At 65.8% G+C, this 25,509-nt stretch carries 20 protein-coding genes; 14 read left to right on the top strand and 6 right to left on the bottom strand.

Features of this window, described 5'->3' with window-relative positions; genetic code table 11:
- The first annotated feature begins 90 nt into the window (after window positions 1–90).
- The 7 genes from RMR04_RS14505 (at window position 91) to RMR04_RS14475 (ending at window position 9,909) form a co-directional block, all read left to right on the top strand.
- Entirely contained in the window at window positions 91–1,371 is a 1,281-nt protein-coding gene (locus RMR04_RS14505; protein WP_311915300.1) for an ABC transporter substrate-binding protein, read from the top strand.
- A 70-nt stretch (window positions 1,372–1,441) separates the two neighbouring features.
- A complete protein-coding gene (locus RMR04_RS14500) occupies window positions 1,442–2,383 on the top strand; it encodes a carbohydrate ABC transporter permease (protein WP_311915842.1) in 942 nt (313 codons plus the stop codon).
- Window positions 2,380–3,432, top strand: coding sequence for a carbohydrate ABC transporter permease (locus tag RMR04_RS14495; protein ID WP_311915299.1), 1,053 nt, complete (start codon window positions 2,380–2,382; stop codon window positions 3,430–3,432). The genes RMR04_RS14500 and RMR04_RS14495 overlap by 4 nt, the downstream gene beginning before the upstream one ends.
- Before the next feature lie 16 nt (window positions 3,433–3,448).
- Window positions 3,449–4,531 (top strand): ABC transporter ATP-binding protein, encoded by a 1,083-nt coding sequence (locus tag RMR04_RS14490; RefSeq protein ID WP_311915297.1) that lies wholly within the window; start codon window positions 3,449–3,451, stop codon window positions 4,529–4,531.
- 52 nt (window positions 4,532–4,583) lie between these two features.
- Window positions 4,584–6,866 (top strand): glycoside hydrolase family 31 protein, encoded by a 2,283-nt coding sequence (locus tag RMR04_RS14485; RefSeq protein WP_311915296.1) that lies wholly within the window; start codon window positions 4,584–4,586, stop codon window positions 6,864–6,866.
- A gap of 119 nt (window positions 6,867–6,985) precedes the next feature.
- A complete protein-coding gene (locus RMR04_RS14480; protein WP_311915294.1) occupies window positions 6,986–8,533 on the top strand; it encodes an ABC transporter substrate-binding protein in 1,548 nt (515 codons plus the stop codon).
- An 11-nt stretch (window positions 8,534–8,544) separates the two neighbouring features.
- Window positions 8,545–9,909 carry an MmgE/PrpD family protein gene (locus tag RMR04_RS14475; RefSeq protein ID WP_311915293.1) on the top strand — a complete coding sequence of 455 codons (1,365 nt, stop codon included), beginning with the start codon at window positions 8,545–8,547 and terminating at the stop codon, window positions 9,907–9,909.
- Here RMR04_RS14475 and RMR04_RS14470 read toward each other — a convergent pair.
- A complete protein-coding gene (locus RMR04_RS14470; protein WP_311915292.1) occupies window positions 9,890–10,813 on the bottom strand; it encodes a LysR substrate-binding domain-containing protein in 924 nt (307 codons plus the stop codon). The genes RMR04_RS14475 and RMR04_RS14470 overlap by 20 nt on opposite strands.
- 92 nt (window positions 10,814–10,905) lie before the next feature.
- On the opposite strand from RMR04_RS14470, the gene RMR04_RS14465 reads away from it, so the two are divergent.
- From RMR04_RS14465 to RMR04_RS14440, 6 genes are read left to right on the top strand one after another with little or no spacing between them, the layout of a single operon-like run.
- On the top strand, window positions 10,906–12,024 hold the full coding sequence (locus tag RMR04_RS14465; protein WP_311915290.1) for an NAD(P)/FAD-dependent oxidoreductase: 1,119 nt from the start codon (window positions 10,906–10,908) through the stop codon (window positions 12,022–12,024).
- Window positions 12,005–12,301 (top strand): (2Fe-2S)-binding protein, encoded by a 297-nt coding sequence (locus tag RMR04_RS14460; RefSeq protein WP_311915289.1) that lies wholly within the window; start codon window positions 12,005–12,007, stop codon window positions 12,299–12,301. The genes RMR04_RS14465 and RMR04_RS14460 overlap by 20 nt, the downstream gene beginning before the upstream one ends.
- The gene (locus RMR04_RS14455) at window positions 12,298–13,701 is read left to right on the top strand and encodes an FAD/NAD(P)-dependent oxidoreductase (protein ID WP_311915288.1); all 1,404 of its coding nucleotides are present in this window, start codon (window positions 12,298–12,300) and stop codon (window positions 13,699–13,701) included. Before RMR04_RS14460 ends, RMR04_RS14455 begins: the two co-directional genes overlap by 4 nt.
- Complete coding sequence (locus tag RMR04_RS14450; RefSeq protein WP_311915287.1) at window positions 13,698–14,828, top strand: NAD(P)/FAD-dependent oxidoreductase; 1,131 nt, start codon at window positions 13,698–13,700, stop codon at window positions 14,826–14,828. The genes RMR04_RS14455 and RMR04_RS14450 overlap by 4 nt, the downstream gene beginning before the upstream one ends.
- Entirely contained in the window at window positions 14,825–15,769 is a 945-nt protein-coding gene (locus RMR04_RS14445; protein WP_311915286.1) for an ABC transporter permease, read from the top strand. Before RMR04_RS14450 ends, RMR04_RS14445 begins: the two co-directional genes overlap by 4 nt.
- Entirely contained in the window at window positions 15,766–16,635 is an 870-nt protein-coding gene (locus RMR04_RS14440; protein WP_311915285.1) for an ABC transporter permease, read from the top strand. The genes RMR04_RS14445 and RMR04_RS14440 overlap by 4 nt, the downstream gene beginning before the upstream one ends.
- Before the next feature lie 187 nt (window positions 16,636–16,822).
- Here RMR04_RS14440 and RMR04_RS14435 read toward each other — a convergent pair whose 3' ends face one another.
- Window positions 16,823–17,404, bottom strand: coding sequence for a TetR/AcrR family transcriptional regulator (locus RMR04_RS14435; protein WP_311915284.1), 582 nt, complete (start codon window positions 17,402–17,404; stop codon window positions 16,823–16,825).
- 201 nt (window positions 17,405–17,605) lie between these two features.
- Here RMR04_RS14435 and RMR04_RS14430 point away from each other — a divergent pair, with 201 nt between their 5' ends.
- Entirely contained in the window at window positions 17,606–18,775 is a 1,170-nt protein-coding gene (locus RMR04_RS14430; RefSeq protein ID WP_311915283.1) for an alpha/beta fold hydrolase, read from the top strand.
- A 535-nt stretch (window positions 18,776–19,310) separates the two neighbouring features.
- Here RMR04_RS14430 and RMR04_RS14425 read toward each other — a convergent pair.
- From RMR04_RS14425 to RMR04_RS14410, 4 genes are read right to left on the bottom strand one after another with little or no spacing between them, the layout of a single operon-like run.
- A complete protein-coding gene (locus RMR04_RS14425; protein WP_311915841.1) occupies window positions 19,311–20,648 on the bottom strand; it encodes a lysine N(6)-hydroxylase/L-ornithine N(5)-oxygenase family protein in 1,338 nt (445 codons plus the stop codon).
- Complete coding sequence (locus RMR04_RS14420) at window positions 20,648–22,489, bottom strand: IucA/IucC family protein (RefSeq protein WP_311915282.1); 1,842 nt, start codon at window positions 22,487–22,489, stop codon at window positions 20,648–20,650. The genes RMR04_RS14425 and RMR04_RS14420 overlap by 1 nt, the downstream gene beginning before the upstream one ends.
- Window positions 22,486–23,571: a GNAT family N-acetyltransferase gene (locus RMR04_RS14415; RefSeq protein ID WP_311915281.1), complete on the bottom strand. Its 1,086-nt coding sequence runs from the start codon at window positions 23,569–23,571 to the stop codon at window positions 22,486–22,488. Before RMR04_RS14415 ends, RMR04_RS14420 begins: the two co-directional genes overlap by 4 nt.
- Window positions 23,568–25,364 carry an IucA/IucC family protein gene (locus RMR04_RS14410; RefSeq protein WP_311915280.1) on the bottom strand — a complete coding sequence of 599 codons (1,797 nt, stop codon included), beginning with the start codon at window positions 25,362–25,364 and terminating at the stop codon, window positions 23,568–23,570. Before RMR04_RS14410 ends, RMR04_RS14415 begins: the two co-directional genes overlap by 4 nt.
- Between the last annotated feature and the right edge of the window lie 145 nt (window positions 25,365–25,509).

Below are 25,509 nucleotides of genomic sequence, written 5' to 3'. Positions count from 1 at the left end.
CGCCTCCGTTGACAAGTTAGGCAAACGTTTGCCTAATATCCACAAGGCATCCAGCTGAGATGCCAGGAACGATCCCGGGATGGAACGCAGATGACAATGAGAGCGTGGGTTTCGGCCTTGGCCGTCGTGACAGGGCTTCTGGCGGTCGACGTCGCTCAGGCGCAGACCACCGTGCGCATGAGCTGGTATTCCGATGGCAATGAGGGCGAGGTCGTCGCCGATCTGCTCAAGCGCTTCGAGGCCCAGAACACGGACATCAAGATCGTTCTCGATCAGGTGCCCTACAAGGCGATCACCGAGAATCTGCCGGTCCAGCTCGCCTCGGGGCAGGGGCCGGACATCGCCCGCGTCGTCGATCTCGGCGGCATCGCCCGCTATGCGCTCGACCTGCGGCCTTATCTGAAGGACGCCGCGTATTGGGACGCCAATTTCGGCCCGTTCCTGGAATGGATGCGTCCGCAGGGCGACACCAACTCCATCCCCGGCTTCATGACACAGCTCACCGTCACCGGCCCCTTCGTCAACAAGACATTGTTCGAGCAGGCCGGCATCGCCCTGCCCGGCGCCAAAGCGACATGGGAAGACTGGGCCAAGGCGACGAAGGATGTCGCCGCCAAGGTGCAGGCGCCGTTCCCCATCGCCATGGACCGCTCGGGCCACCGCTTCTTCGGTCTGGCGATCTCGGAAGGCGCGAAGCTGTTCGACGCCAAGGGCGAGCCTGCCGTGATCGATGACGGGTTCAAGCGCGCGGCGCAGCTCGTCTATGACTGGCATAAGAGCGGCGTCATGGCCAAGGAGCTCTGGGGCTCGGTCTCCGGCGCGGCCTATCGCGGCGCCAATGATGAGTTCAAGAACGCCCAGGTCGTGATGTACATGTCCGGTTCCTGGCAGATCGCCCAGCTCGACAAGACGGTCGGCAATGCTTTCGACTGGGTCGCGGTGCCGACGCCATGCGGCCCCGCCGGATGCACGGCGATGCCCGGCGGCGCCGGGCTCGTCGCGATCAAGACGACGAAGAACCCCGCAGCCGTCGCCAGGGTCATGGAATATCTCGCCAGCGAGCCGGTGCTGAGCGAGTTCTACAGCCGCTCGCTCTTCGTTCCCGGCCATATCGGCATCGCCGCGAAGGGGCTCGACTACAAGGATGCGAGCCCGCTGGCGAAGGCCTCGCTCAAGGTCTTTTCCGACCAGGTCGCGGGTCTGTCGCCGGTTGCCTACAAGCTGCAGGGCTATGCCAACAACCGCATCATCTTCAATGCCGTGATCAGCCGTGTCGGCCAGGCGATCTCGGGCGAAACCACGATGGACGAGGCCTATAAGCGGGTCGCCTCCGATATTGAGCAGCAGATCGCCGAGCGCAACAAGAAGTAGCCCGGTGACGCCTCCACTTTCCCCCCGCCGCAGCGCAGCAAGCTGGCTCGGCCTGTTCGTCGCGGCGCTGATGCGGCTGGTCGATTGGCCGATGCGGGGGCTGCAGCGGCTCCTCGGCGAGCGCCGGATGGCCTATGTCTTCCTGCTGCCGAACCTGGTCTTCTTCTCGCTCTTTGTCTTCCTGCCGCTCATCATCAACGTCGTCTTCTCGGTGACGGGCGGGGCGGCCCTGTTCCCGTCGGAGCGGCCCTATGTCGGGGGTGGGCAGTACGCCTATCTCTTCGACTGCGGCAGCTTCGTCGATCCTGGCTCGTGCCGGGAGGACCATTTCTGGCGCGGCGTCGCCAATACGCTGCGCTTCACGGTGTTCCAGGTCGTCGCCATGGTGCTGTTCTCGCTGGTCACCGCGGTGGTGCTCAACATGCGCATCCGCGGCCGCGGCTTCTTTCGCGCCGTCTATTTCTTCCCCGTCCTGCTCTCGCCCGTCGTGGTGGCGCTGATCTGGAAGTGGATCCTGCAGCGCGACGGCCTGCTCAATGCCGGCCTCACCGCGCTCGGCGGCCAGAAGATCCTGTTCTTCATCGATCCGGGCTGGGCGATGTTCTGGGCGGTCTTCGTCTCGATCTGGGCCCATATGGGCTTCTACACACTGATCCTGCTCGCCGGCCTCCAGGCAATACCCGCCGATCTCTACGAGGCGGCGGAAATGGATGCGACGCCGCGCTGGCGCGCCTTCTGGCGCATCACCTTGCCGCTGCTCTGGCCCAATCTCATCGTCGTTATCGTGCTGGCGCTGATCCGCGGCGTGCAGACCTTCGACGAGGTCTTCGTGCTGACAGGAGGCGGGCCGGGCACGGCGACGCTGATGGTCGTGCAGTACATCTACGAGACGGCCTTTTCCAACCAGGTGCAGAATTTCGGGCTGGCGGCGGCAGCCTCGGTGGTGCTCGGCATCGTGCTGTTCGGGCTGACGCTGGCACAGCTCGCGGCCAGCCGCAGGAGGTCGGCATGAATCGTGTCGCGCGCCTCCTGCAGATCCGGCGTAAATCCGGCCGTTGGCATTGGACCGATATCGCCGCCTACAGCTATCTGGCGCTCGGCGTCGTGCTGATGTTCGGGCCCGTGCTCTGGCTCGTGCTGTCCTCCTTCAAGACGCAGGCCGGCCTGCTGGAATTCCCGCCCTCGCTGCTGCCGATGTCGCAGCGCGAGGTCGCGGTAGCGGGCTTTCCGCAGCCTTTGCCGCTCTTCAGCGCGACGCTCGATGACGGCTCGACCCGGGTTCTGGCCCAGGTCCGGCGCATCGGTATCGTCGCGCAGATGGTCGATCCGGAGAACCCGGCCCAGCAGTTCCGGATACCGATCGACAAGCGCATACCGGTGCGCGAATTCAAACTGGCGACGGAGAACTATACCGAGCCGCTCGAACGCTTCGCCTTCACGCGCTTCCTCGGCAACTCAGTCTTCGTCACGGTGGTGGCGACGCTGATCACGCTGCTGATCAACTCGATGGCCGCCTACGCCCTCTCGATCTACGAGTTCAAGGGCAAGAATGCCGCGATGCTGATGGTGGTCGGCACGCTGATGATCCCGATCACCATCATCCTGGTGCCGGTCTATCTGGTGATCACCAAGCTCGGCCTGGTCAATTCGCTCTGGGCCGTGATCCTGCCCGGCGCCGCGACGCCGACCGGCGTCTTCCTGTTGCGGCAATACATGCTGACCCTGCCGCGTGACCTGATCGAGGCCGCGCGCATGGACAAGGCCTCGGAGTGGCAGATCTATTGGCGTATCGTCATGCCGCTCGCCATGCCGGCGCTCGCCGTGCTCGCGATCTTCTCGATCATGTGGCGCTGGAACGAGTTCCTCTGGCCGCTCGCGGTCTTGACCAAGACCGAGGTCCATACGCTGCAGATCGGCCTCAACGCCTTCCAGGGCGAGCTCCAGACGCAATGGCACTATTTGCTCGCCATGACGGTGGCGACGCTGGCGCCTGTCGCGCTGGTCTTCGTCTTCCTGCAGCGCTTCATCACCACCGGCATCGCCAATACGGGAATGAAATGACCGGAACGGGTTCTCCATGGCTGAACTGACGCTCAGCGGCATCACAAAATCCTTCGGCGCGACCACCGTGATCCATGCCGTCGACCTGCATGTCGCGGATGGCGAATTCGTCGTCTTCGTCGGCCCGTCCGGCTGCGGCAAGTCGACCTTGCTGCGCATCATCGCCGGGCTGGAGGAGGTCACGACGGGGTCGATCGCGATCGATGGCGCCGACGTCACCGGGTGGCCGGCCTCCGAGCGCGGGCTTGCGATGGTGTTCCAGTCCTATGCGCTCTATCCGCATATGAGCGTCTACAAGAACATGGCCTTCGCGCTCGAGAATATGGGCCTGAAGGCGCCCGAGATCGACGCCAGGGTGCGCCGCGCCGCGACCATGCTGCGCCTCAGCGACTATCTTGAGCGAAAGCCCAAGGCGCTCTCGGGCGGGCAGCGCCAGCGCGTCGCCATCGGCCGCGCCATCGTGCGCGATCCCAAGATCTTCCTGTTCGACGAACCCTTGTCGAATCTCGACGCCGAATTGCGCGTCGCCACGCGCAAGGAACTCGCCAGCCTGCATGCAGAACTCGGCGGCACGATGATCTATGTCACCCATGATCAGGTCGAGGCGATGACGCTGGCCGACCGCATCGTGGTGCTCCAAAGCGGGCGTATCGAGCAGATCGGCACCCCGCTCGAACTCTACAACAGGCCTGACAACCTCTTTGTCGCCGGCTTCATCGGCTCGCCGCGCATGAACCTGTTGCCAGCCCGCGCTGCAGGGCAGGGAGCCGTCGCGCTGGGGGAGGCGGGGCAAGAGGTGGAGCTGGGTCGCGAAACCGCGCTCCCGGCTGGAACCGCCGTGACGCTGGGCATCAGGCCGGAGCACATCACTCTTGCCGGGGAGGGTGAGGTAGGTCTCGCCATGACGGTCGACCTCGTCGAACGGCTCGGCGGGGAGAGCTATCTCTACGGCTCCGCGCCCGGATTGCCGCAGATCACCGTGCGGTTGGACGGGCAGACGAGCCATGGCCGGGGCGACCGCGTCGCGCTGCGTTTCGCGCCAGCGCATCTGCACCTGTTCGACGCGGCCGGCAAAGCCCTGCGGCCCGGCGCCGCCTGAACGCCGCCGTGCAAACCCTTCGTTCTCTTATCTGTCCCGCTGGAGCCCCGTGATGAAAGCCCTGACGCAAGGCCGCTATATCGGCCGCGATGGAGAAGCCGCCCTGTTCGACGTCGGACTCGGCAACACCATCGCCGTTCGCATTCTCGAAGGCGACATTGGCAGGGTCACATTGAAGCCGCAGGACGGCTATCGGCTCGACCGCGGCTGGTCGATCGCGCCCGGCGGGCTGGAGCCGTCCTATGAGGGGCGCCAACGCGACGATCTGTCCGGCTTCGCGAACCCGCAGGCGAACGTCACGGAGAGCGAGGGCAGGGTGGTGCTGTCAGTCGGTGGCCTTTCCGCCGAGATCACGCTCGAGCCCTTCGGCATCGCCTGGCGCCGAGCGGGTGAGGAAACGCCCTTCCTGCGCGACCGGCCGACCCAGGCCTATCTCGCTTCGCCTCGCACCGGCGCCGTCGCGCATTACATGGCGCGCGATTATCACGAGCGGCATTATGGCCTGGGCGACAAGGCCGGCCCGCTCGACCGGACCGGCCGGCGCTTCGCCATCGATGCCGTCGACCCCTGCGGCTTCGACGCAGAACTCAGCGACCCGCTCTACAAGATGTTGCCGTTTTTCATCGTTGACGGCCCGCAAGGCGCCCATGGCGTGTTCTATGACAACCTCGCCACCGGCTCGGTCGACCTCGGCTGCACGCTCGACAATTATCACGGCCTGTTCCGCTCCTGGCGCGGCGACGATGGCGACCTCGACTATTACGTCCTGGCGGGCCCGACCGTGCCGGCGGTGACGCGCCGCTTCTCCTGGCTCACCGGCGGGCAGGCCTTTGCGCCGCACTGGTCCTTCGGCTTCGGCGTGACGTCCATGGCGATCGCCGATGCGCCTGATGCTGATGCCCGCATCAGCGATTTCATCGGCAAGTGCGAGACACACCGCATTCCCTGCGACAGCTTCCATTTCGGCTCGGGCTACACGCAGATCGGCCATCGCCGCTACGCCTTCAATTGGAACCGCGACAAGTTCCCCGATCCAGCCGCGACCATGGCGCGACTGAAACAGGCGGGCCTGCAGCCGGTCGCCAACCTGAAGCCCTGCCTGCTTGACGACCATCCACGGCTCCAGGAAGCGCTGGACCAGGGCATCCTGGTGAAGGACGGCAAGACCGGGGAGCCGGCGGTCGCGCAGTTCTGGGATGGCCTCGGCTTCCACATCGACTTCACCAATCCTGCCGGGCGGGCCTGGTGGCGCAACGGCATCGAAACTGCGTTGCTCGACTACGGTTTCACCACCGTCTGGAACGACAACAACGAATACGAGATCTGGGATGAGGACGCGCTCTGCCATGGCGACGGCCGCCCGTTCCGGCAGGCCCTGGCGCGCCCGGCCCATGCGCTGCTGATGACCAAGCTTTCCTATGAGGCGCAAGCCGCGCGCGAGCCCGGCAAGCGGCAATATTCGGTGACGCGCGGCGGCGGCGCCGGTATTGCCCGCTACAGCCAGACCTGGTCCGGCGACAACGAGACCGCCTGGAAGACGCTGCGCTACAATCTCACCCAGGGGCTCAATATGAGCCTGTCGGGCATGTTCAGCATCGGCCATGACGTCGGCGGCTTCCACGGGCCGACGCCCGGTCCCGAGCTGTTCGTGCGCTTCAACGAGTTCTGCGCGCTCTGGCCGCGCATGGTGATGAACTCCTGGAACGATGACGGCGTCGTCAACCTGCCCTGGATGTATCCGCAGATGGTCCCGCAGGTGCGCGAGGCGATCGGCCTGCGCTACCGGCTGATGCCTTATCTCTATACCCAGATGTGGCGCGCCAGCCGCGACAACGAGCCCGCCGTGCGCCCGCTCTTCTACGATTTCCCCGACGATCCGGCGGTGCGCGGCATCGATGACGCCTTCATGCTCGGCCCCGACATCCTGGTCGCGCCGGTGCTGGAGGAGGGCGCGACACAGCGCGGGGTCAACCTGCCCAGTCATCCCGGCGGCTGGTATGACTGGCATGGCGGCCGGCACTACCCCGGGGGCGGCGTGGTCAGCGTCGACGCACCGCTCGGGCGCCTGCCGATCTTCATCCGTGCCGGCGCCATCATTCCGGTCGGCGATGCCGAGCGGTTGAGCCCGGTGCGGGAGCTGCTCACCTTCGGCGCGGGTAACGCGCGCGGCGAGCTTTACGAGGATGATGGTGAGACCACCGGCTGGCGCGACGGCAGCGGCCTGCTCAGGAGCTTCTCGATCAAGGACGGCGTTCTCTCGGTCCGCAGCGAGGGCCAGTATCGCCCCGACCTCGACACGATCCCGGTCCGGAGCCTGGGCAAGGCACAGCCTTAGACTGCTTGGCCCGTTGCTATAACCCTGCGGAATAATCCATCCCCGATTTCGACTTGGACAGCGTGGGATAGTCGCCCCCACTATTCCGTCCAAATAACGGAAAACGAGGGGATCGAACGATGAAGCCGTCTGTCTTGGGGCTCGCGAGCCTGATTCTGGTCGCCTGCCTGCCGGGCGCGGGCTCGGCCCAGGAAAGCTTGCTGCGTGTCGCCGGCGATGGCGACGTCTCGACGCTCGATGCCCATCGTGCCAGCGCCACCAGCGACAAGACGCTGGTCGGCTGGATCTATAACGGCCTCGTTCGCTTCAAGCCGGGCAGCGCCGATCCCAAGGACCTCGAACCCGATCTCGCCGAACGCTGGGACACCTCCGCCGACGGAAAGACCTGGACCTTCCATCTGCGCCAGGGCGTGAAGTTCCAGGGTGATTGGGGCACGCTCAGCGCCGACGACGTCGTCTATTCCTTGCAACGCTCGGCCGATCCCAAACGCTCGACCTTCTCCTCGGATTTCTCGGCAGTCGAGAGGGTGGAGAAGGTCGACGATCTCACCGTCCGCATCACGCTGAAATATGCCGATGTCAATTTTCTCGGCCGCGTCTCCAACTATCACGGCGGCAACATCGTCAGCCGCAAGGCGGCGGAGGAACTGGGCGACAAATTCGGTAGCAAGCCCGTCGGCACCGGCCCCTTCGCCTTCGTCGAGCAAGTGACGCAGCAATATGTGAAGCTCACCGCCCATCCCGGCTATTTCCGCGGCAAGCCGAAGATCGACACGATCATGGTGCGCGTGATCCCTTCCGACAGCGCCCGCGAACTCGCCTTCACCTCCGGCGAAATCGATTTGATGTATGGCAAGCGCGAGCAGCGCTGGGTCGATGCCGCCCGCCGCCGGCCCGGCTTCAACGTCGAGATCTTCCGGCCGGGCGAGTACCGGCTCCTGCATATCAACCAGAGCATGCCGCCGCTCGACGATATCCGCGTGCGCCGTGCCATCGCGGCCGCGATCAATGTCGACGACCTCGTGCGCTATGTCGGCAAGGATGTCGGTCCCAAGGGCTGTTCCGTCGTTCCGCCGGGCTATCTCGGGGAGGACTGCTCGGTACGCTACAGCTTCGATCTCGCCAAGGCCAAGGCGCTGCTGGCCGAAGCCGGCCACAAGGACGGCATCACGATCAAGGCCATCGTCTCCAATATCTCGGCGCAGCAGCCCTTCATGGAGATCATGCAGGCGCAGCTCGCCAAGGCCGGGATCAAGCTCGAGATGCAGGTCGTCGACCACGCGACCTATCAGAGCCAGACCCGCAAGGATCTGAGCGCTCTCGTCTTCTACGGCGCGGCGCGCTTCCCCATAGCCGATACCTATCTCAGCGAGTTCTTCCACTCACGCGCGATCGTCGGCACGCCGACCGCCGCGACGAATTTCTCGCATTGCGCCGTGGCCGACAAGGAGATCGAGCAGGCCCGCATCGAACCCGACGCCGAAGCCCAGAAAGCCCTCTGGAAGGAGGCGCAGCGGAAGATCATGGACAATGTCTGCGCCATCCCCCTGTTCGAACTGCGTCAGGTCTGGGCCCGCAGCGACCGGCTGGATTTCGGCTACGAGCTGAAGGGGGCGCTGAACCTCGCGCCGCCGATCACCGAAGCCACGACACTGAAGCCGCGCTGAGGGTGGCGGCAGTGACCGACAAGGCATTGGCGATGGCGGTATCGCGCCAACTCGCAGACTATGTCGCTGCTGCCCGCAGGCAGCTGCTGACGGATGATCTGCGCGAGGCCGCCTGCCGCAGCGTCCTCGACCTCGTCATCGCAGCTGCCGCCGGGATCGCTGCGCCTGGACCGCAAGCGGTTCGCCAGGTGGCGCGGATGACGATGGCGGGCGGCGCGCTTCCGGTCTGGTTCTCCGGGCAGACAGCCGGCCTCGCTGCAGCTGTCTGGTGCAATGCCTCCGCCGCGGCCGCGCTCGATCTCGATGACGGCCACCGCTTGGCGCGCGGCCATCCCGGCGCGGCCGTCATCCCGGCGGCCTTCGCCGCTGCGCAGGAGGAGGGCTCGACAACCGAGGACCTGCTGCGGGCGATCGTCATCGGCTACGAGGTCGGCGTCGCAGTCGGGGCCGCGCGGCGCTTCTATGCCAATACCGGCATGTGGTCGGGCTATGGCGTGGTCGCGGCGCTCGGATGTCTCAGGCGCACGGCCCCGGAACAACTGGCCCATGCCTTCGCCATCGCCGGCATGAGCGCTCCCAACCAGCTCCATGCCGGGGCCGGGCCGGCCTTTCGCGCGCAGGAAGGCAGCGACGTCAAGGAAGGCATGCCCTGGTCGAGCCTGACGGCGGTGAATGCGCTCCTGCTCGCCGAGGCCGGCCATACCGGACCGCTCGGCCTGCTCGACAATGAGGAGCATTTCCGCCTGGAGGGACTGGCCGTCGGCCTCGGCGGGCAGGGCTATGTCGCCCGCACCTATATGAAGTTCCATGCCTGCTGCCGGCATGTTCATGCGCCGGTCGAAGCGCTGCTCGGCCTGCTCGCCCGGCACCGTATCGATCCTCAAGCGATCGAGGGGATCGAGGTCGCGACCTATAGCGGGGCCCTGCGCCTCGCCAACCGGCCGCGTCCCCAGGGCTTCACCGATATCCAGTTCTCGATTCCCTATTGCCTCGGCCTGGTCGCGATAGATGGACCGGACGCCTTGCTGCCGCTGGCGGAAGCCGCCATCGACCGATCAGATATCGTCGCCCTCGCGGAAAAAGTCTCGCTGCGTCTCGATCCCGAGCTCGACGCCCGTTTTCCGGCCGAGACGCTGTCGCGCGTCGCCATCCGTGTCGGCAGACGCGAATTCGTCTCGCCCGTCACTGCGCCACGCGGCGAGGCATCCGCGCCGCCATCATGGCTCGATCTCGAAGACAAGCTCCGGAAAGCCAGCCGCTTCGTCGCGACGCCGGCACAGCAGGAGCAGTTGCTCGCCGCCTCCAGCCGGTTGCGAGCTGGCAACCATGCTCCGCTGCTGGATGCATTCGCGACAATCAGGCTCCACTTGGGGTGAGGATTGTTCGCGAAATCTCGGCCGCGGCTTCCCGTGCGCCGTCCAGGAAGGCATCGACGAGCCGGGCATTGCGGCTGTCGCGAATGCGGCAGAGCTGGAAGTCGAGCTGAACGGCCGGCTCGAAAGCTCGTATCGCCACCTTGCCCCGCAAGCCGCCGACGGCCGATGGATGAACCAACGATACCCCGATGCCGGCGGCCACGAACTCGCATAGCGTCGGCGAAATGCTCACGACCATGACGATCTCGGGTGCTACTCCGTGAGCGTCGAAAACCTGCCCGATGCGGCGGCTCGTAAAACTCTCCGGATCGAATGAGATAAAGGCCGTTCCGTCGAGATCCTGGGGCGTGATCACGCTCTTTTCCGTCAGCGGATGGTCGAGCGGCAGGATGCAGACGAGTGGATGAGCCATCAGCGGCTCGGAGACGATGTATGGATTGTCGATCGGTGCGACGGTGAATCCGACGTCGAGCTTTCGGGTCACGAGCCCGTCGGCGATCCATTGCGAGCTGCGCGACTGCACCGAGCAGAGGACGCCCGGCTGGCGGGCGAGAAAGCGCGTGGTCGCCTCCCTTATGAAGGCGCCGGAGAGCGCCGGCATGACGCCGATCAGCAGGCGGCTCTGCTCGTCGCGGCGGATCGCCTCGACCGCATTCTCGACCTGGCGCACGCCTGCGAAGATCCGGTCGATCTCCTCGTAGAGCCGCATCCCGCGCCGGGTCAGCACGAGCCGTCCCTTGACGCGGTCGAACAACTGCAGAGCCGTGTCCTCCTCCAGATGGGCGATCAGCTTGCTCATGGCCGGTTGCGAGATGTTCATCATCTCGGCTGCGCGGCTGACCGTGCCGTATTCGATCACCGCCTTGAAGGCCTCGACCTGCCGAAGATTGAGCCGTCGCGCCATTGCATAACCCTGGAGAATAGCATCGAGAGAAAAACGACTTTGACGAAATACAATAAGGCTTCCTAACGTCAAAGCCGGCAAGGGAAATTCACATGCGGCCGGACATCATCGTCATCGGAGGGGGCACGGTCGGCGCGGCGATCGCGTATGGCCTGGCGAAGCAACGGCAGCAGGTTCTTCTGCTCGACGGCGATGATGGCGACTTCCGCGCAGCCCGCGCGAATTTCGGGCTCGTCTGGCTGCAGGGCAAGGGGCTCGGCATGCCGGCCTATCAGGTCCTGACCCGTGACAGCATCGCCTTATGGCGCGGCTTCACCAACGAAATCGAGGCCGAAACGAAGATCGACCTCGCCTATGAGCAGAATGGCGGCCTCGCTTTCTGCCTGGGCGAGGAGGGCTTCGAGAAGCGACGCCACGACCTGATGCGACTGCACAACCAGCGCGGCGAGCGCGCGCCGGATTGGGCGATGCTCGATCGTTCGGCGCTGGAGCGCTTGCTGCCGAAGGTCGCTCTTGGCCCCAATGTGACGGGGGCGAGCTTCGGCCGACATGACGGGCACGCCAATCCGTTGCGGCTGCTGGCCGCTCTGCACGAAGCTCTCCTGCGCCATGGCGGCGGGATCCGCCATCGGGCCCGCGTCGAGCGGATCGAGCCGGTGGGTCGCGATTTTCGCCTGATCCTCGACGGCGAGACATTGGTCGCGCCGCGCATCGTCATCGCGGCCGGGCTCGGCTCCCCCGCATTGGCCCGGCAGGTCGGGCTCGTGGTGCCCCTGCGTCCCGAACGCGGACAGGTTCTGGTCACCGAGCGGCTCGAACCGTTCCTGCCGCTGCCGGCAAGCGGGTTGCGCCAGACCGGCGAGGGCACGGTGATGATCGGCGCGACCAAGGATAACCCGGGCTTCGATGTTTCGACGACGGCTGAAGCCGCCGCCGGGCTGAGCCGCAAGACGATCGAGATCGTGCCTGCACTGGCCCAGGTCCGCCTCGTCAGGCAATGGGCCGGCCTCAGGATCATGACGCCCGATGGCCATCCGATCTATGCGCAGTCGCAGAGCCATCCCGGCGCCTTCGTCGCGCTCTGCCATTCCGGTGTGACGCTCGCGGCTTTCCATGCCGAGACGCTGGCGGGAGCCATCGCCGCCGGCGGTCTGCCCGAAAACCTTTCTCCCTTTCACCAGAGACGCTTCGATGTTCCGCAAGCTGCATGATCCAGGGGCGCAAACTGTCACGATCTTCATTGACGGGCGCCCCGTTCCCGCCGAGCTCGGCGAAAGCGTCGCCGCGGTGCTGCTGCGCCAGCCCGAAGCCTGGTGCCGCACGACGCCAATCTCGGAGAGTCCGCGCGCGCCCTATTGCATGATGGGCGTCTGTTTCGAATGCCTCGTCGAGGTCGACGGCCTGGCCTCCGTGCAAGGCTGCCTGACGCCGGTTCGAAACGGCATGCGCGTCGCCCGTCAGCAGGGCCCCAGGAGCCTGTCGGCATGAACGCGAACGAGACCGATCTCCTGATCGTCGGCGCGGGACCCGCGGGCATGGCCGCCGCCGTCACCGCCCGCAGCCAAGGCCTCTCCGTGCGCGTCCTCGACGATCAGCCGGCGCCCGGCGGTCAGATCTGGCGCGCGATAGAGACCGTGGCCGAGACGCCGCGCATCGCACGGCTCGGCGAGGCATACCGGGCCGGAGCGGATCGGGCCGCCGCTTTCCGCGCCTGCGGCGCGCTCTATGAACCGGAAAGCCAACTCTGGCAGATCGAGCCCGGTTTTCGCGCCTTCCTGACACAGCAGGGCAGGGCGCGCAGCGTGACCGCGCGCGCCGTCATCCTCGCCACCGGCGCACAGGAGCGCCCGGCTCCGTTTCCCGGCTGGACGCTGCCGGGCGTGCTGACGGTCGGCGCCGCGCAGATTCTGCTGAAGACGGCCGATTCCGTGCCGACGAGCCCCGTCTGGATCGCTGGCTGCGGGCCTCTGCCATTGCTCTACATGACGCAGTTGCTTGCGGCGGGGGGCCAGATCGCCGGTTTCCTCGACACCACGCCGCGCGGGCGTCTCGGAGCGGCTTTGCGCCATCTGCCGCAGGGCCTCGGCCTCCTCGCCGATCTCGCCAAGGGCCTGTCCTGGTCGCTCGCGCTCAGGCGGGCCGGGTTCCCGATCATCCGCCATGTCGCGGAGCTTCGCGCCGAGGGGGAAGGGCGCCTTGAAAGCCTGCATTATCGAGCCGAAGACGGCCGCGAAGGCGAGGTGGCCGCCGAGGTGCTGCTCGTCCATGAGGGTGTGGTGCCGAATATCCACGCTCCGCTCGCGCTCGGCTGTGCCGTGAGCTGGCACGCCGGCCAGCACTGCTATGTCCCGGACCTCGACAGCTGGGGCGAGACCTCGCAGCCGAATGTCTTCGTCGCGGGCGACGGCGCTGGTGTCGGCGGCGCCGAAGCAGCCGAGCCGCGCGGACGGATCGCCGCACTGCGCGTCGCTGCCCGGCTCGGGACACTCGGCGAAGGCGCCGCCGAATCCGCCGCCCGGCCGGAGCGAGGCAGGCTTTCCCGTGCGCTCGCCTTGCGGCCCTTCCTCGATGCGCTCTATGCGCCGCGTCCACAGGTCTTCGCCCCGGCCGACGAGACGCTGGTCTGCCGCTGCGAGGAGGTCACGGCCGGCGAATTGCGCGCTCGCGCCGTGCAGGGGCGACCGGGCCCGAACCAGATCAAGGCCTTCACTCGCGCCGGCATGGGCCCCTGCCAGGGCCGGCAATGCGGCTACACCATGGCCCATATCATCGCGACCGCGCAGAACCGGCCGGTCGAGGAAGTCGGATTCTATCGTATCCGCCCACCGCTGAAGCCGGTGACGCTCGGAGAATTGGCGAGCCTCGACGAGCGGGAGCCGGCGGCATGAGCACAGAGGCATTCGACGTCGCGGTCGTGGGCGGCGGCTTGCACGGCCTGTCGGCGGCGCTGCATCTGGCCCGCGCCGGCCGGCGCGTGGCGGTGATCGAGCGGCGCTGGACCGGGCGGCATGCCTCCGGCGCCACCGCAGCCGGCGTGCGCACGCTGGGGCGCGACATCGCCGAGATCCCGATCTCGCTCGAAGCGATGGAGATGTGGCACCGGATCACGACGATCGTCGGCGATCCCTGTGGCTTTCATGCCCATGGCCAGCTCCGCGTCGCGGAAATTGCGGAGCACATGCCGGCCTTGCTCCAACGTGAGGCGAAAATCCGCGCACTGGGCTACACCCATGAGGAGATCATCGACGCTGCCGAGCTGCGCCGCCTCGTGCCGGCCTTGAGCCCGCATTGCGTCGGCGCGCTGGTGGCGCGACGCGACGGCGCCGCCGATCCACACCGCACCATCCTCGCCTACCGCCGGGCCTGTGAGGCGGAGAACGTCGCCATCGTCGAGAACTGCGGCGTCGAGTCCGTCGACCGGCAGGGAGACGACTGGCTGCTCGTTTGCGGCCAGCGCCGCTTCCGCGCGCCCGTCGTCGTCAATGCGGCCGGCGCCTGGGCCGCCCGGCTCGCAGCCCTGTTCGGCGACGAGATCGCGCTCGGCGTCCGGGCCTCGATGATGATCGTGACGGAGCGCCTTGCGCCGCTGCTCGCCCCCGTCGTCAGCGTCGTCGGCCGGGCGCTCTCCTTCAAGCAATCGGACCAGGGCACTCTGGTGATCGGCGGCGGCTTGCAGGGCGCGGCCGATCTCGACCGGGAGCGCAGCAGCGTCAACTTCGCCGAGCTCGCCAAGGGCGCGCGGGCCGCGAGCGAACTCTTCCCGGCAGTGCGTGGCGTGCGCATCGCCCGCTGCTGGACGGGCATCGAAGCGCAGACGCATGACCATCTGCCGGTCATCGGCGCCTCGCCGAATGCGCCCGGCCTGGTCCATGCCTTCGGTTTCTCCGGCCACGGCTTTCAGCTCGTCCCTGTCGTCGGGGCGATCCTGACGGATCTCGTCGTTGAGGGAACGACGCGGCGCGAGATCGCCGCCTTCGCGCCCCGGCGCCTGATGCAGGAAAGGGTCGCGGCATGATGAGCTACGTCTTCAGGCGCGTGCTTCTCGCCGTGCCGACGCTGTTCCTGATGCTGACGGCGATCTTCGTGCTGGTCCGGCTTGTGCCGGGCGACGCCGCCTCCGTGATCCTCGGCGACCAGGCGAGCGCCGCCTCGCTCGCCGCTCTCAGGGAAAAGCTCGGGCTCGATCAGCCGGTCCATGTCCAATACCTCACCTTCCTCGGCAAGGTCCTGACGGGCGATCTCGGCCAGTCCTTGAGCAGCGGCCGCAGCGTCATCCAGGAGGTGCTGCTCGTGCTTCCCTCGACGATCGAACTCACCATCGCGGCGGTCGCGATCGGTCTCGTCTTCGGGCTGCCGCTTGGCGTCGCCGCCGCGCTCAGCCGCAATGGCTGGGTCGACTATGTCTCGCGCGTCGTCTCGCTGGTCGGCCTGTCCTTCCCGGCCTTCGTCTCAGGCATCCTGATGCTGATCGTCTTCTCGATCCAGCTCGGCTGGTTCCCGGTGCTGGGCAACACCAGCGGCACTGGGAACCTGGTCGAGCGGCTGCGGACTCTGGCGCTGCCGGCGTTCAATCTCGGCATCATCATGACGGCCTATGTGATGCGCGTAACCCGCGCCGCGATGCTCGGCGTCCTGACCGAGGACTATATCCGCACGGCGCGCGCCAAGGGAGTAGGCCCGGGCCAGCTCGTCGTGACGCATGCGCTGCGCAACAGCCTGATCCCGATCATCACGGTGGTCGGGCTCTATTTCGGCACGCTGATCGGCAATTCGGTGCTGACCGAGATCATCTTCAACCGCCCAGGCCTGGGCAAGCTGATCATCGGCGCACTCAACGCCCGCGACTACACGCTGCTGCAGGGGCTGATGATCATCTTCGCCATCTGCGTGATCATCGTGAACACATTGACCGACCTGGCCTACGGCCTCGTCGATCCGAGGGTGAAATACACATGAGCACTGTCGCCACCACGACCGTCGAAATGCGGCCGGGCGGCCTCTGGCTCGCCTTCACGCAGAACAAGCTCGCCTGGGTCGGCCTCGTCCTGCTCACGCTCATCGTCCTCATCGCGGTCTTTGCGCCATGGCTGGCCCCCTATGATCCGCTGGAGCAGAACATCGTCGTACGGCTCGAGCCGCCCTCCGCGGAGTTCTGGCTCGGCACCGACAGCTATGGCCGCGATGTGCTCTCGCGATTGATCTACGGTGCGCGCATTTCGCTCTTCGTTGGCTTCGTCGCCATCCTGATCGCCATGCTGGTCGGCACGACGATCGGCGTGCTGGCCGGCTATATCGGCGGAATCTTCGACCAGATCGTCATGAGCTTCCTCGACGTGCTGCTCGCCTTCCCGACGCTGCTGCTCGGCTTGATGATCGCGGCCATGCTTGGCGCCAGCCTGGAAAACCTCATCATCGCGATCGCGGTGACGGAGATCGCGCCCTTCGCCCGCGTCGCGCGTGCTCCGACGATCACGCTGCGCCAGCGCGATTTCGTCGAAGCCAGCCGCTCTTACGGCTGCGGGCCGTTCCGGATCATGACGCGCCACATCTTGCCCAACATGATTTCGGATGTGGTGGTGATGAGCTCGCTCTGGCTCGCTTCCGCGATCCGGACCGAAGCCTCGCTGAGCTTCATCGGCCTCGGCGTGCCGCCGCCGGCTGCGACCTGGGGCGGCATGATCCGCGAGGGTTTCGAGAACATCCTCGATGCCTGGTGGCTTGCCGTTTTCCCGAGCCTCGCGATCCTGGTGACAGTGCTTGCACTCAACCTCCTCGGCGACGCCCTGCGCGATGCGTCCGATCCCCGCAGCCGCTCAAGGTGAGAACGCTGGCCGTTTTGACCTCGGACCCGACCTAACCCTCCTGGGGTCGGTGCATAGAACGGATCCAGATATACGCTAAGGTTTTGTCGGGCCTTCGACGGCGCGCATCTGGCGAAGCGGCCCGAGTGCGGTCGATGGTGCATCGGGATCGATCCAGAGGCCGTTCGTTTTCAGGAAGCCCCACGGGCTAGATCACCTCCGATGCCCACCTCTGAGCACTCACGTCCGCCAGCGCTTTGAAGACAGCCGGCGTGCGTTCCAGGCGGGCGATCGTCCGCGCACCTTCAAGGGCGGCCACCAAAGCAGCTGCGGTGGAGGATGCACGCGCCGGAGCAAACCCACAGCCCCTGAAATGCGCGGCAATGGCCTCGGTCGATACAACGAACCCGCGCGCTATGCGTTCGGTCAGCTCAGCGTCGAGCGCGGGCAGTTCGTTGGCTAGATTTTGCATGAGACATCCATACTGGAAGTCGGAGGCGACCATCTCGGCCGCGAAGGTGTCGAAGATCCGATGAACAAAGTTCAGGGCATCACCAGCCGTTTCTGCCGAAATAACTCCAAGCACTGCCATCCTGCTAGCGACGTATTGGTCGATCGCTTCTTCGGCCAGCTGCGTCTTGCCTCGGGGAAAGTGGAAGTAGAACGATCCTTTAGGCGCGCCGCTTTCCTGAAGGATTTGGGTCAATCCCGTCGCGGTGTAACCCTGGACGCGAAACAGTCGCGTTGCGGCGGCGATTGCTCGGGCACGGGCGTCAGTCTTGCGCGTCATTCAGCACGCATATCACGTCTCGCTTGACGTAGATATGGTGACCGCCATACTATGGTGATCACCATATAACGGAGCTAGGCAATGCCGCACCGCCAGATGACGCGATCGCCGTCCCGACGAGCCCTCCTAGGGATGGGGGCGGCCGGTCTGGTTGCGGCCTCGCTTCGACCGGCGATTGCGGATCCCAAGGAAGGAACTGACATGACCGCATCATCCTATGGCGGGGGAACGCTTCCCGCAGGTGTCCGCTCGCGCATGATCCACGGGGTTAACAGCCTGGACGTCCACATTCTTGAGGCCGGGTTCGAGAGCCCCGGCCGGCCGCTCGCTCTGCTGCTGCACGGCTTTCCGGATTTGGCCTTTGGCTGGCGGCACCTGATGCCCCTTCTGGCCGACGCCGGCTATCATGTCGTTGCGCCCGACCAGCGGGGTTTTGGTCGCACCACCGGCTGGGTGAGCGACTATGACGCCCGGCTAGAGCCCTTCAGCCTCCTGAACGTGACGCGCGATGCGCTCGGGCTGGTTTCGGCATTGGGGTATCGGCGAACGGCGATGCTGGTCGGGCACGACTTCGGCTCACCCGTCGCGGCCTATTGTGCGATGGCCCGGCCTGATGTCTTTCCCTCAGTGGTGCTCATGAGCGCGCCGTTCCCCGGCACGCCGGCATTTCCGTTTAACACGGCGGAGAGCGGCGCTTCATCGGTTCAACCGAACACCGACAATCAGAAGCTGGCCGCTGCGCTGGCGACGCTCAGCCCGCCCAGAATGATCTACCAACAGTATCTGAGCGCGCGGGACGCGAACCACGATCTGTCGCATCCCCCTCAGGGCTTGCACAGGTTTCTGCGTACGTTCTTCCACGTCAAGAGCGCGGATTGGTCGGGCAACAAGCCGCACCCGTTAAAAGCGTTGACCGCCGAAGAGTTCGCTCAACTACCTACCTATTATGTCATGGAACCTAGCAAGACGATGCCCGAGAACGTCGCACCGTTCGAACCTTCAACCGCCGAGGTCATGGCCTGCCATTGGCTCACCGAGCCCGAACTTGCCGTGTATACGCAGGAGTATAACCGCACCGGGTTCCAAGGCGGCTTGCAGACCTACCGTGTCTATACCGATCCTGCCCTGACTGCTGAGCTACGCCTGTTTTCGGGTAGAACGATCGATGTCCCATCGCTCTTCATCGGTGGGAAGAACGATTGGGCGACCTATGTGTCGCCAGGCGCGCTCGACCTGATGAGGACGAAGGCGACAACGAGAATGAGCAACATTCAATTGATCGACGGCGCAGGCCATTGGATCCAACAGGAGCAGCCGGTTCGGCTCAGCTCGCTCCTCCTCGCTTTCGCCAAGGAGGTGGCCGCCCGTTGAGATCCATGCGCAAGACAGGCTTAGCCAGCGCTGCGGTCTTGATCATCAATCCCTTTTGTTCGCGATCAGCGCGGATCGCTTCCCATTTCTCGATCCCGATCGGGAAAGCAGATTCGGCAGGAAGCGCCGAATTGCAGCCGTTCAAATGACCGCTCATAGTGTCACATGAACGACCTCCACATTGCCGAGATCCCGTTTGACGATCGCAGCGTTCGCTATCGATACGCTCGTAAAATGTCGCCGGACAGCTCTACACATATCTGTGTCCGTCGCCCCCTCCCGCGGAAATCGGGCTTCTGGCTGACAGGAAACGTCCGCTCTCGGCGCATTCAAGCCCGGGAGGAGAGGGCGGTTTCGCCCAATTGCTAGCGAGAAACCCAACCATCACCTCGGCGGCGAGTGTCCAGCCGAAGTGATGGTCCAAGGCGATATGTCCTCGCTGATGCGCGCGCACTGTCAGAGCGTTTTCGAGCGAAGTGGCCACCGGTTCGCGTGAAAAAAACGCGTTAAAACAAAGGGATAACTCTAAATCCCCTTAATGAGGCATGAGCCTCGTCGCGCCATTCGAGCGCACCGTGTCCAGGCGGGCGTCCGTGTGCATCTGACTGCGCCAGTTCACCATGGGCTTCGGCACCTCGACATCGAACTGGCGCCGGCCGAGCAGCGCATTGGCGATCACCGCGCCGCGCCAGGCCATCAGACTGAGCTGCGGTTCGGCGATGCCATGGCTGATGAGGCCCGCATTCAGGGCAAAGATCCGGTTCGCGCTTGGGCCGTCCCAGGCGATGGCGAAGTCCGCGTCCGGCACGGGGCGGCCGGTGCGGTCGATGACGATGCGCCCAGTCAGCGGGGCGAGACAATCGGGCAACTCATAACGGTAACCGGTCGCGAGAATGACGATCTCCGCATGGCCGATCTCCATCATCCCGTCCATGCCGTTGCGCATGATGAGCTGGTAGCCGCCCTCTCTCGGCTCGGCATTGACGACGTCGCGGTGCGGCAGAAGCTCGACCTCGGGGCCTGATGGCTCCAGATGCCGCAGAACGTAGAGACGGCGATAGATGGCGGTGAGCGTCTCGCTCGACACCCCGTCACCGGCGAGCTTCTCGCGCTCCACGGTGGCATGGCGACGCGGCTCCGGGAGATCGCGGAAGCTTGCGACATAAGGCGGCGTGAAGAGCTCGTTGGTGAAGGGCGTCTCGTCGAGTGGCAGGAAATTGGGACGCTGGCTGATCCAGGCGACATGGCTCGGCGCATTGTCTGTCTGGCTCAGCAAGTGCAGCAGGATTTCGGCGCCGCTCTGGCCGCCACCGATGACCGCCACGCGCTTGCCGGCGCAAGCTCCCAGCCGGAACCGCGCCTGTGAGGAATGGAAATGGTCATCCTCCCTCAGACGGCCGGCGAAGGCCGGCAAGGCCGGCTTCAGCCCGACCCCGAGCGCGATGTTGCGGGCGCGCTGTTCCCGCTTGCCGCTGCGCAGGACGAAGCTGCGGCCATCGAAATCAACCTCGTCGATGCCGGCGCCGAAACGCAGGGTCGGGAGCCCCTGCGCCGCCCAGCTGAGATATTGCGCGAATTCACGCCGGGGAATCGCGCTGAAATCCGCGTTCATGAAATCGTAGAAGCGCTTCTTCGCCACCAGGAAGGAGAGGAAGGTCCAGGGGCTCGACGGATGGGTGGCGCTCACCAGATCCTTGAGGAAGGAGGTCTGCAGCGTCACGTCCGGCAGCATCATGCCGGGGTGCCAGTCAAACGCGTTGCGGCGCTCGAAGAACAGCGCCTCGACGCCTTCGACCGCGTCGAGATGGGCTGCGAGGCTGAGGTTGAACGGCCCGATGCCGATACCGGCCAGATCGAGCGGGTGGTTTGTCATCATGGCTGGGCTCCGACGAGGCTGCGCGGCTGCTCCGTTTCGGAGCGCTCGGCGAGATGAAGGGGATTGTCGAGATGGGTGCCGAGGCTCGGGACCGGACGGCGATTGGCGTCGCCATAGCCGATGGCCAGCCGCACCCGGTTGATGCAGATGCGTGGCACCTTGGCGGTGAATAGGTCGAACAGGGCGAAGCGCTCGGCCAGTTCCGGATGAGCTGCCTGATAGCGCCGCAGGCTGCGGGCGAGGCAGGCATAGAAGCGCAGCTCCGGAAAACGGTCATGCGTCTCCAGCGCATCCGAGAGGAAGCGCAGGACGCTGGTGAAGTGGCCGGTCTGGAGATGCTGCTGCAGATGGGCGGCGGGTCGGCGCTGCAGAACCGCCTTGATCTCCGGAGCGAGGTCGTCCGCCTCCGGGAAATCCTGATCGACGAGATCGGCGTCGCCCTGCAGGTCCTTGAGCGCGACGCCCCTGGGCGCGAATTGCTCCAGCACCAGCGTGACGTTCTGGCCATGGGCGATGAAGCCGACGCCATAGCGACACAGGAAATGGTAGAGCGGCACGGCGACAGTTTCGAAGAAGCGCTCCAGCCAGGCCTCGTGCGACAGACCGGAGCGGGCGATCAGCGCGCTCACGATCGGTCGCCCCGCCGAGGTCAGTTTGGTGAGCGCGCCCAGCATCATGGCGTTCTGGCCAGGTTCCAGATGGGTCTCGACCGATTCGCGCCAGATCGCGCCGAGCATTTCGCGGAACTGGTAGGGCACGCCCTCGATGCGCTCGTAGAGCGGATGCGGATAGAAGGCGCCGGCGGGCTCGCGCAGCACGGTGGCTGGAGCGAGTGCCGGGTCAGTCGCCGCCTTGTCTGCGAGCCAGGCCGAGAAGGCCGGCCCGATCGCCATGTACTTCCCCGGCACGCCGCGCCAGGCCGAGGTGTTGAGGATGCTGAGCGAGAGCTTGAGGTGCAGTGCGCGGGGGGCGCTGGCATTGGCGAGCGTCCGCAAGGATTGCTGCGGCAGGTAGCCGCTGCCGAACGAACCAAGCGGCAGGAGCCGACCGGCCGCGATCTCGCCGGCAAATTGCAGCGCGATCATGTTGTCCCACTGCCAGGGATGCACGGGCATGAGCAGGTAGCGGGAGCGATCCAGCCCGAGCTTCCTGCAGGCCTCCAGGCAGGCCGCTTCGAGCCGGCGCCGCTCAGTGGGGTCGAGCGAGGCGGCGAGGAGGTCCTCTTCCAAGATCGCGGGATCATGCGAGATCTGGCAGGCGTCGCGCGCGGGCGCCACCCAGAAGAGCTGCAGCTCGGCCTGGAATTCCGGCGCATAGGCCTCGGCATCGCCGAGCCCCCAGCCGATGCGCCCCTTGGCGGCCGGCGCCTTCGGATGCCCGTCGAGATATTGCTGCAGCAGATGGTCGGGCAGGGTGATCAGCTCGTCCTCGCCGATCGCGGCGTTGATGGCCGCGACCCTGGCGTCCGAGGACAAGGTGCTCGACAATTCCCGGATGTAGATGGCGAGCGTGTCGGGCTCGATCTCCAGCACCGCCCTGGCATCGATTATGAAACCGGCGACATCGTCCGCCGGGGCCGCGAGCGCGCCCTCATGGCGCGACAGGCTCCGGGGCTCGATCGCGAGATTGCCCCAGATGCGCCGCTTCGCCTTGAAACGATAGCTCACCGTCTCGCCGAGCCGCAGCGTCCAGAGCTCGTGCTGCTGGTCCAGTGGTTCGGGCTTCAGCCCTTCTTCGAAGCTGAGCTCGCTGATCGCCCGGGCGATGAGGGCCTGGTTGAGCTCGCGCCACAACCGGGCCTCGACCGGCCGGCCGCCGGGGAGGGGGCCGAGATTCACAGCGCGATCTCCCGGAAGAAGCGCTCGCGCTCGCAGCAGACGAGAGCCGCGCGCTTATGCGGGAAGTCGAACTCCTTGACCTTGTCATAGGCCACGTCCGCGCAATAGCTCAGCATCTTGTGATGCGAGGCGCGAGGCTCTCCGACGATGCGCTGGGTGCGCGGCTCGTCGAGGAAGAGATAATGCGTGAGCGAGCGGAACCAGGCCAGCGTCTTGGCGCGGCCGAGATGGCGCGGATTGCCGATGAGGCCGTGCCAGCCCCTGTCGAAATCCTCGACCTCGTAATGCGGGCCGAGCCGGTCTTCCTTGGCCCAGTAGAACTCGAAATAGCCGACCGCCTCGTCGTCGAAGCTGCCGATCACGCCGATGAGATGCGGATCCGCCTCCTGCTCGGCGAGGTAGCGATCGAGCTCCTCGCGCGATTGTGCCAGCTCCCAGAAGAAGGCGACGCGCGGCTGGTTCATCCAGTGATGGAACAGGTCGAGGTCACGGCGGCGGTCGATGGTGCGCAGCGAGAGCGTCATGCCCAGATGGGGCAGCCAGCGGCGGTAGATCACCCCGTTCGGCTGCGCCGGCCGCAGCACCGGCAGGCGCTCCGCCGGCCCGAGCGTGGAGCGGATCGCCGGATAGGCCGCATGCGCGCCGGCCTGCCGCCAGAGCAGCGGCAGCTGCTGGAAGACGCTGCGGGTGATCACCGCGCATTCCGCGCCGTCCGCCGTCCGGCCGGTCTCGACGCAGAGCCCCACGATCGCGGGCTTGCGGGCATAGCCGGGCAGCTCCAGCCGCGACAGCAACGGGGCGCTCTGGAAAGCCGCTTCGATCAGGGCTGCAAGCGCATCCGCATCGGCGGGATGGTCGCCGTCGGGCCGGGTCACGTCGAGGCGGCCGCTGGCTGCGTCGACTGCGGCCGTGAGCCGTGCCTCGATCCCGCGCTCCGCGCCCCCGGTGAACAGCACGCCGTCAGCGCTGTCGCTGGCCTCGATGACGAACACGCTCTCGCCGCGCGCCGGGAAGTGCCGGCTGGTCGCCCGCTTCGTCAACGGGGTCACGGCAGCGGTGTCGATCCTGGGAGCGATGGTCATGACCGCGCTCCCGCGATCGGATTGGGCAGCTCGACATAGCCGGCGAGCGGGTCCGTCACATCGGTGTTCTCGTTGATGTTGCGGAAACAGATCATGAAATTCCCCTTACTGACGAGGGTTGGCGAGGTGAGGAGGTAGTCGAGGCAGGTCCTGTCGCGCAGCGGCTGCGCGGCGAGCGCCGCCAGCGCGGTGCGCAGCGCTGCAAGCAGGCGCTCCTCGCTGGCAAGACCGGCAAGAGCGAGCGCGCCGATGACCGAGAAGACGCTGTTCACGATGAGGTAGTAGCCGGCGAGCCTCGCAGCATAGGCGCTGTCGAAGACATGCCCGGCCTCGAGCCGCACATCCGGCGCCTGCGCCGCGAGATCCGGCAGGAATTCGCGGACATAGCCGGTGCCCTGGCAGTCGCGGAAATGCAGCGTGACGGGCCAGCCATCATCAAGGCCGACGACGATGTTCTGCTGATGCGCGCCGAAGAGCAGGCCGTGATCCGCCTGAATGCCGAGCAGGGGGAGGGCGACGTTGTGCAGGAAGCGCTCGAACCAGGCCAGCGCGGTTGCGGCTGGTGCGCTGCCCTGGCGCGTCGCGATGCGTCCGATGGTGGTCGAGAGCGCGCTGCTGCGCCCGTCCGGGCCAATCTCGCAGAGCGCCGCCAGCACCACTGCTGTGCTGTGCTGGCGATCGCCGCTGAACGGGTTGTCGCGGAAGACGACGATGGTCGAGCGCAGCGTCGCGCCATTCTCGTCGCGCAAAGCGAGATAGCCCGGCTCGCCCATGACCCGGAAGCTTGGAAACCGCGCGGCGATCCGCCGTCCCACGGGTCCCGCCAGGAGCTTGTCGATCTCGAGCCCGCGCTCGCATTCATAGGGTTCGATGATGCGCTGCGAATTGGTCAATCGCAGGTTCAGCGACATCTTCAGCATCCAGGCGGCATGCGGCGCATGGATGCTGCGCAGGGACGAGGTGGCGTGCCAGTTCGAGCCGGCCGGGCCGAGCGCGCGGATGTCGCCAGCCGTCATCAGGCGCGTGATCGCGGGATCGAGCATCAGCTGCGAGGCCTGCCAGGGATGCATCGGCAGCAGCACGCGCACCTCTTCCACCTGCCGGCGAATGGCCGGTTCCATGGCGGCATCGTCTGCGACGAGGCTGGCAGCCATCTCCGAGGCAGCCTGTCCGCGTGAGCTGCCCTGGAGCACGATCTGCGGCGAGACGGACCACCAGTGCAGTGCGAAGCCCTGGCCATATTCGGGCGAGAAGCGGCGCGTATCCTCCAGCGTGAACTGGTCGCGGCTGCGTGGCGTCGGGTGCACATTGTGGCCGAAGCGCAGGGCCTGCTCGGCCTCGATGAAGCTTGGGTCGCGTTCGGCGAAAACCGCCTCATCGAGGCAGGGATGGCGCAAGGCGTCTTCGATAGTGGCGAGGCTGTCGAGCGCGCGACGCAGGAAGACGAGCCCTCTTATGTCGGAATCCGCGCCCGCGATGCCAGGTTCTGCCGTGATCAGGTTCAACAACTCGGGGAAGGGGACGACACGCATCGCGCCTTCCGGCCCGATCTCGTAGAAGGGCGGGCGCAGACCATGGGCGCCGACCTGGGAGAGATGGGTGAGCGCGACATGGATCTCGCGCCCAGCCAGCGGCAACTTGAGAACCTGGCGCGGAAGCCCGGAATCCGTGGCGGATGCGCCATCCTCGTTCCCCACGGACCAGCCTTGCCATTCCCGCATCAGGCTCAGGAGAAGTGCGCGCACCGAGATACGGCTGGCGAGTTCCAGGGTTTTGGGTTTGGTTTCGATCATGGTTCGACCTTCATTGTCGAGATATACGACCTAGTTTTATCGGTAGATTCTTAGATTAGATTTTTTCTATATTGAATATTTCGTCTTGATATCGAAGATATTGCATGTATTGACGTGATTTGGATTGATTTCTTCGAGGGTTTTT

Origin of the sequence: Bosea sp. 685 (genome assembly GCF_031884435.1) — a bacterium.
Taxonomy (GTDB): domain Bacteria; phylum Pseudomonadota; class Alphaproteobacteria; order Rhizobiales; family Beijerinckiaceae; genus Allobosea.
The sequence above is the reverse complement of the archived record's forward strand: the minus strand, read 5'-3'. Positions and strand labels throughout refer to the sequence as shown.

What these genes read in the sequence shown, in the direction of transcription:
- RMR04_RS14505 (WP_311915300.1), top strand. Translation starts at nt 91, where the DNA reads ATGACAATGAGAGCGTGGGTTTCGGCCTTGGCCGTCGTGACAGGGCTT.
- RMR04_RS14500 (WP_311915842.1), top strand. Translation starts at nt 1,442, where the DNA reads ATGCGGCTGGTCGATTGGCCGATGCGGGGGCTGCAGCGGCTCCTCGGC.
- RMR04_RS14495 (WP_311915299.1), top strand. Translation starts at nt 2,380, where the DNA reads ATGAATCGTGTCGCGCGCCTCCTGCAGATCCGGCGTAAATCCGGCCGT.
- RMR04_RS14490 (WP_311915297.1), top strand. Translation starts at nt 3,449, where the DNA reads ATGGCTGAACTGACGCTCAGCGGCATCACAAAATCCTTCGGCGCGACC.
- RMR04_RS14485 (WP_311915296.1), top strand. Translation starts at nt 4,584, where the DNA reads ATGAAAGCCCTGACGCAAGGCCGCTATATCGGCCGCGATGGAGAAGCC.
- RMR04_RS14480 (WP_311915294.1), top strand. Translation starts at nt 6,986, where the DNA reads ATGAAGCCGTCTGTCTTGGGGCTCGCGAGCCTGATTCTGGTCGCCTGC.
- RMR04_RS14470 (WP_311915292.1), bottom strand. Translation starts at nt 10,813, where the DNA reads ATGGCGCGACGGCTCAATCTTCGGCAGGTCGAGGCCTTCAAGGCGGTG.
- RMR04_RS14465 (WP_311915290.1), top strand. Translation starts at nt 10,906, where the DNA reads ATGCGGCCGGACATCATCGTCATCGGAGGGGGCACGGTCGGCGCGGCG.
- RMR04_RS14460 (WP_311915289.1), top strand. Translation starts at nt 12,005, where the DNA reads ATGTTCCGCAAGCTGCATGATCCAGGGGCGCAAACTGTCACGATCTTC.
- RMR04_RS14455 (WP_311915288.1), top strand. Translation starts at nt 12,298, where the DNA reads ATGAACGCGAACGAGACCGATCTCCTGATCGTCGGCGCGGGACCCGCG.
- RMR04_RS14450 (WP_311915287.1), top strand. Translation starts at nt 13,698, where the DNA reads ATGAGCACAGAGGCATTCGACGTCGCGGTCGTGGGCGGCGGCTTGCAC.
- RMR04_RS14445 (WP_311915286.1), top strand. Translation starts at nt 14,825, where the DNA reads ATGATGAGCTACGTCTTCAGGCGCGTGCTTCTCGCCGTGCCGACGCTG.
- RMR04_RS14440 (WP_311915285.1), top strand. Translation starts at nt 15,766, where the DNA reads ATGAGCACTGTCGCCACCACGACCGTCGAAATGCGGCCGGGCGGCCTC.
- RMR04_RS14435 (WP_311915284.1), bottom strand. Translation starts at nt 17,404, where the DNA reads ATGACGCGCAAGACTGACGCCCGTGCCCGAGCAATCGCCGCCGCAACG.
- RMR04_RS14430 (WP_311915283.1), top strand. Translation starts at nt 17,606, where the DNA reads ATGACCGCATCATCCTATGGCGGGGGAACGCTTCCCGCAGGTGTCCGC.
- RMR04_RS14425 (WP_311915841.1), bottom strand. Translation starts at nt 20,648, where the DNA reads ATGACAAACCACCCGCTCGATCTGGCCGGTATCGGCATCGGGCCGTTC.
- RMR04_RS14415 (WP_311915281.1), bottom strand. Translation starts at nt 23,571, where the DNA reads ATGACCATCGCTCCCAGGATCGACACCGCTGCCGTGACCCCGTTGACG.
- RMR04_RS14410 (WP_311915280.1), bottom strand. Translation starts at nt 25,364, where the DNA reads ATGATCGAAACCAAACCCAAAACCCTGGAACTCGCCAGCCGTATCTCG.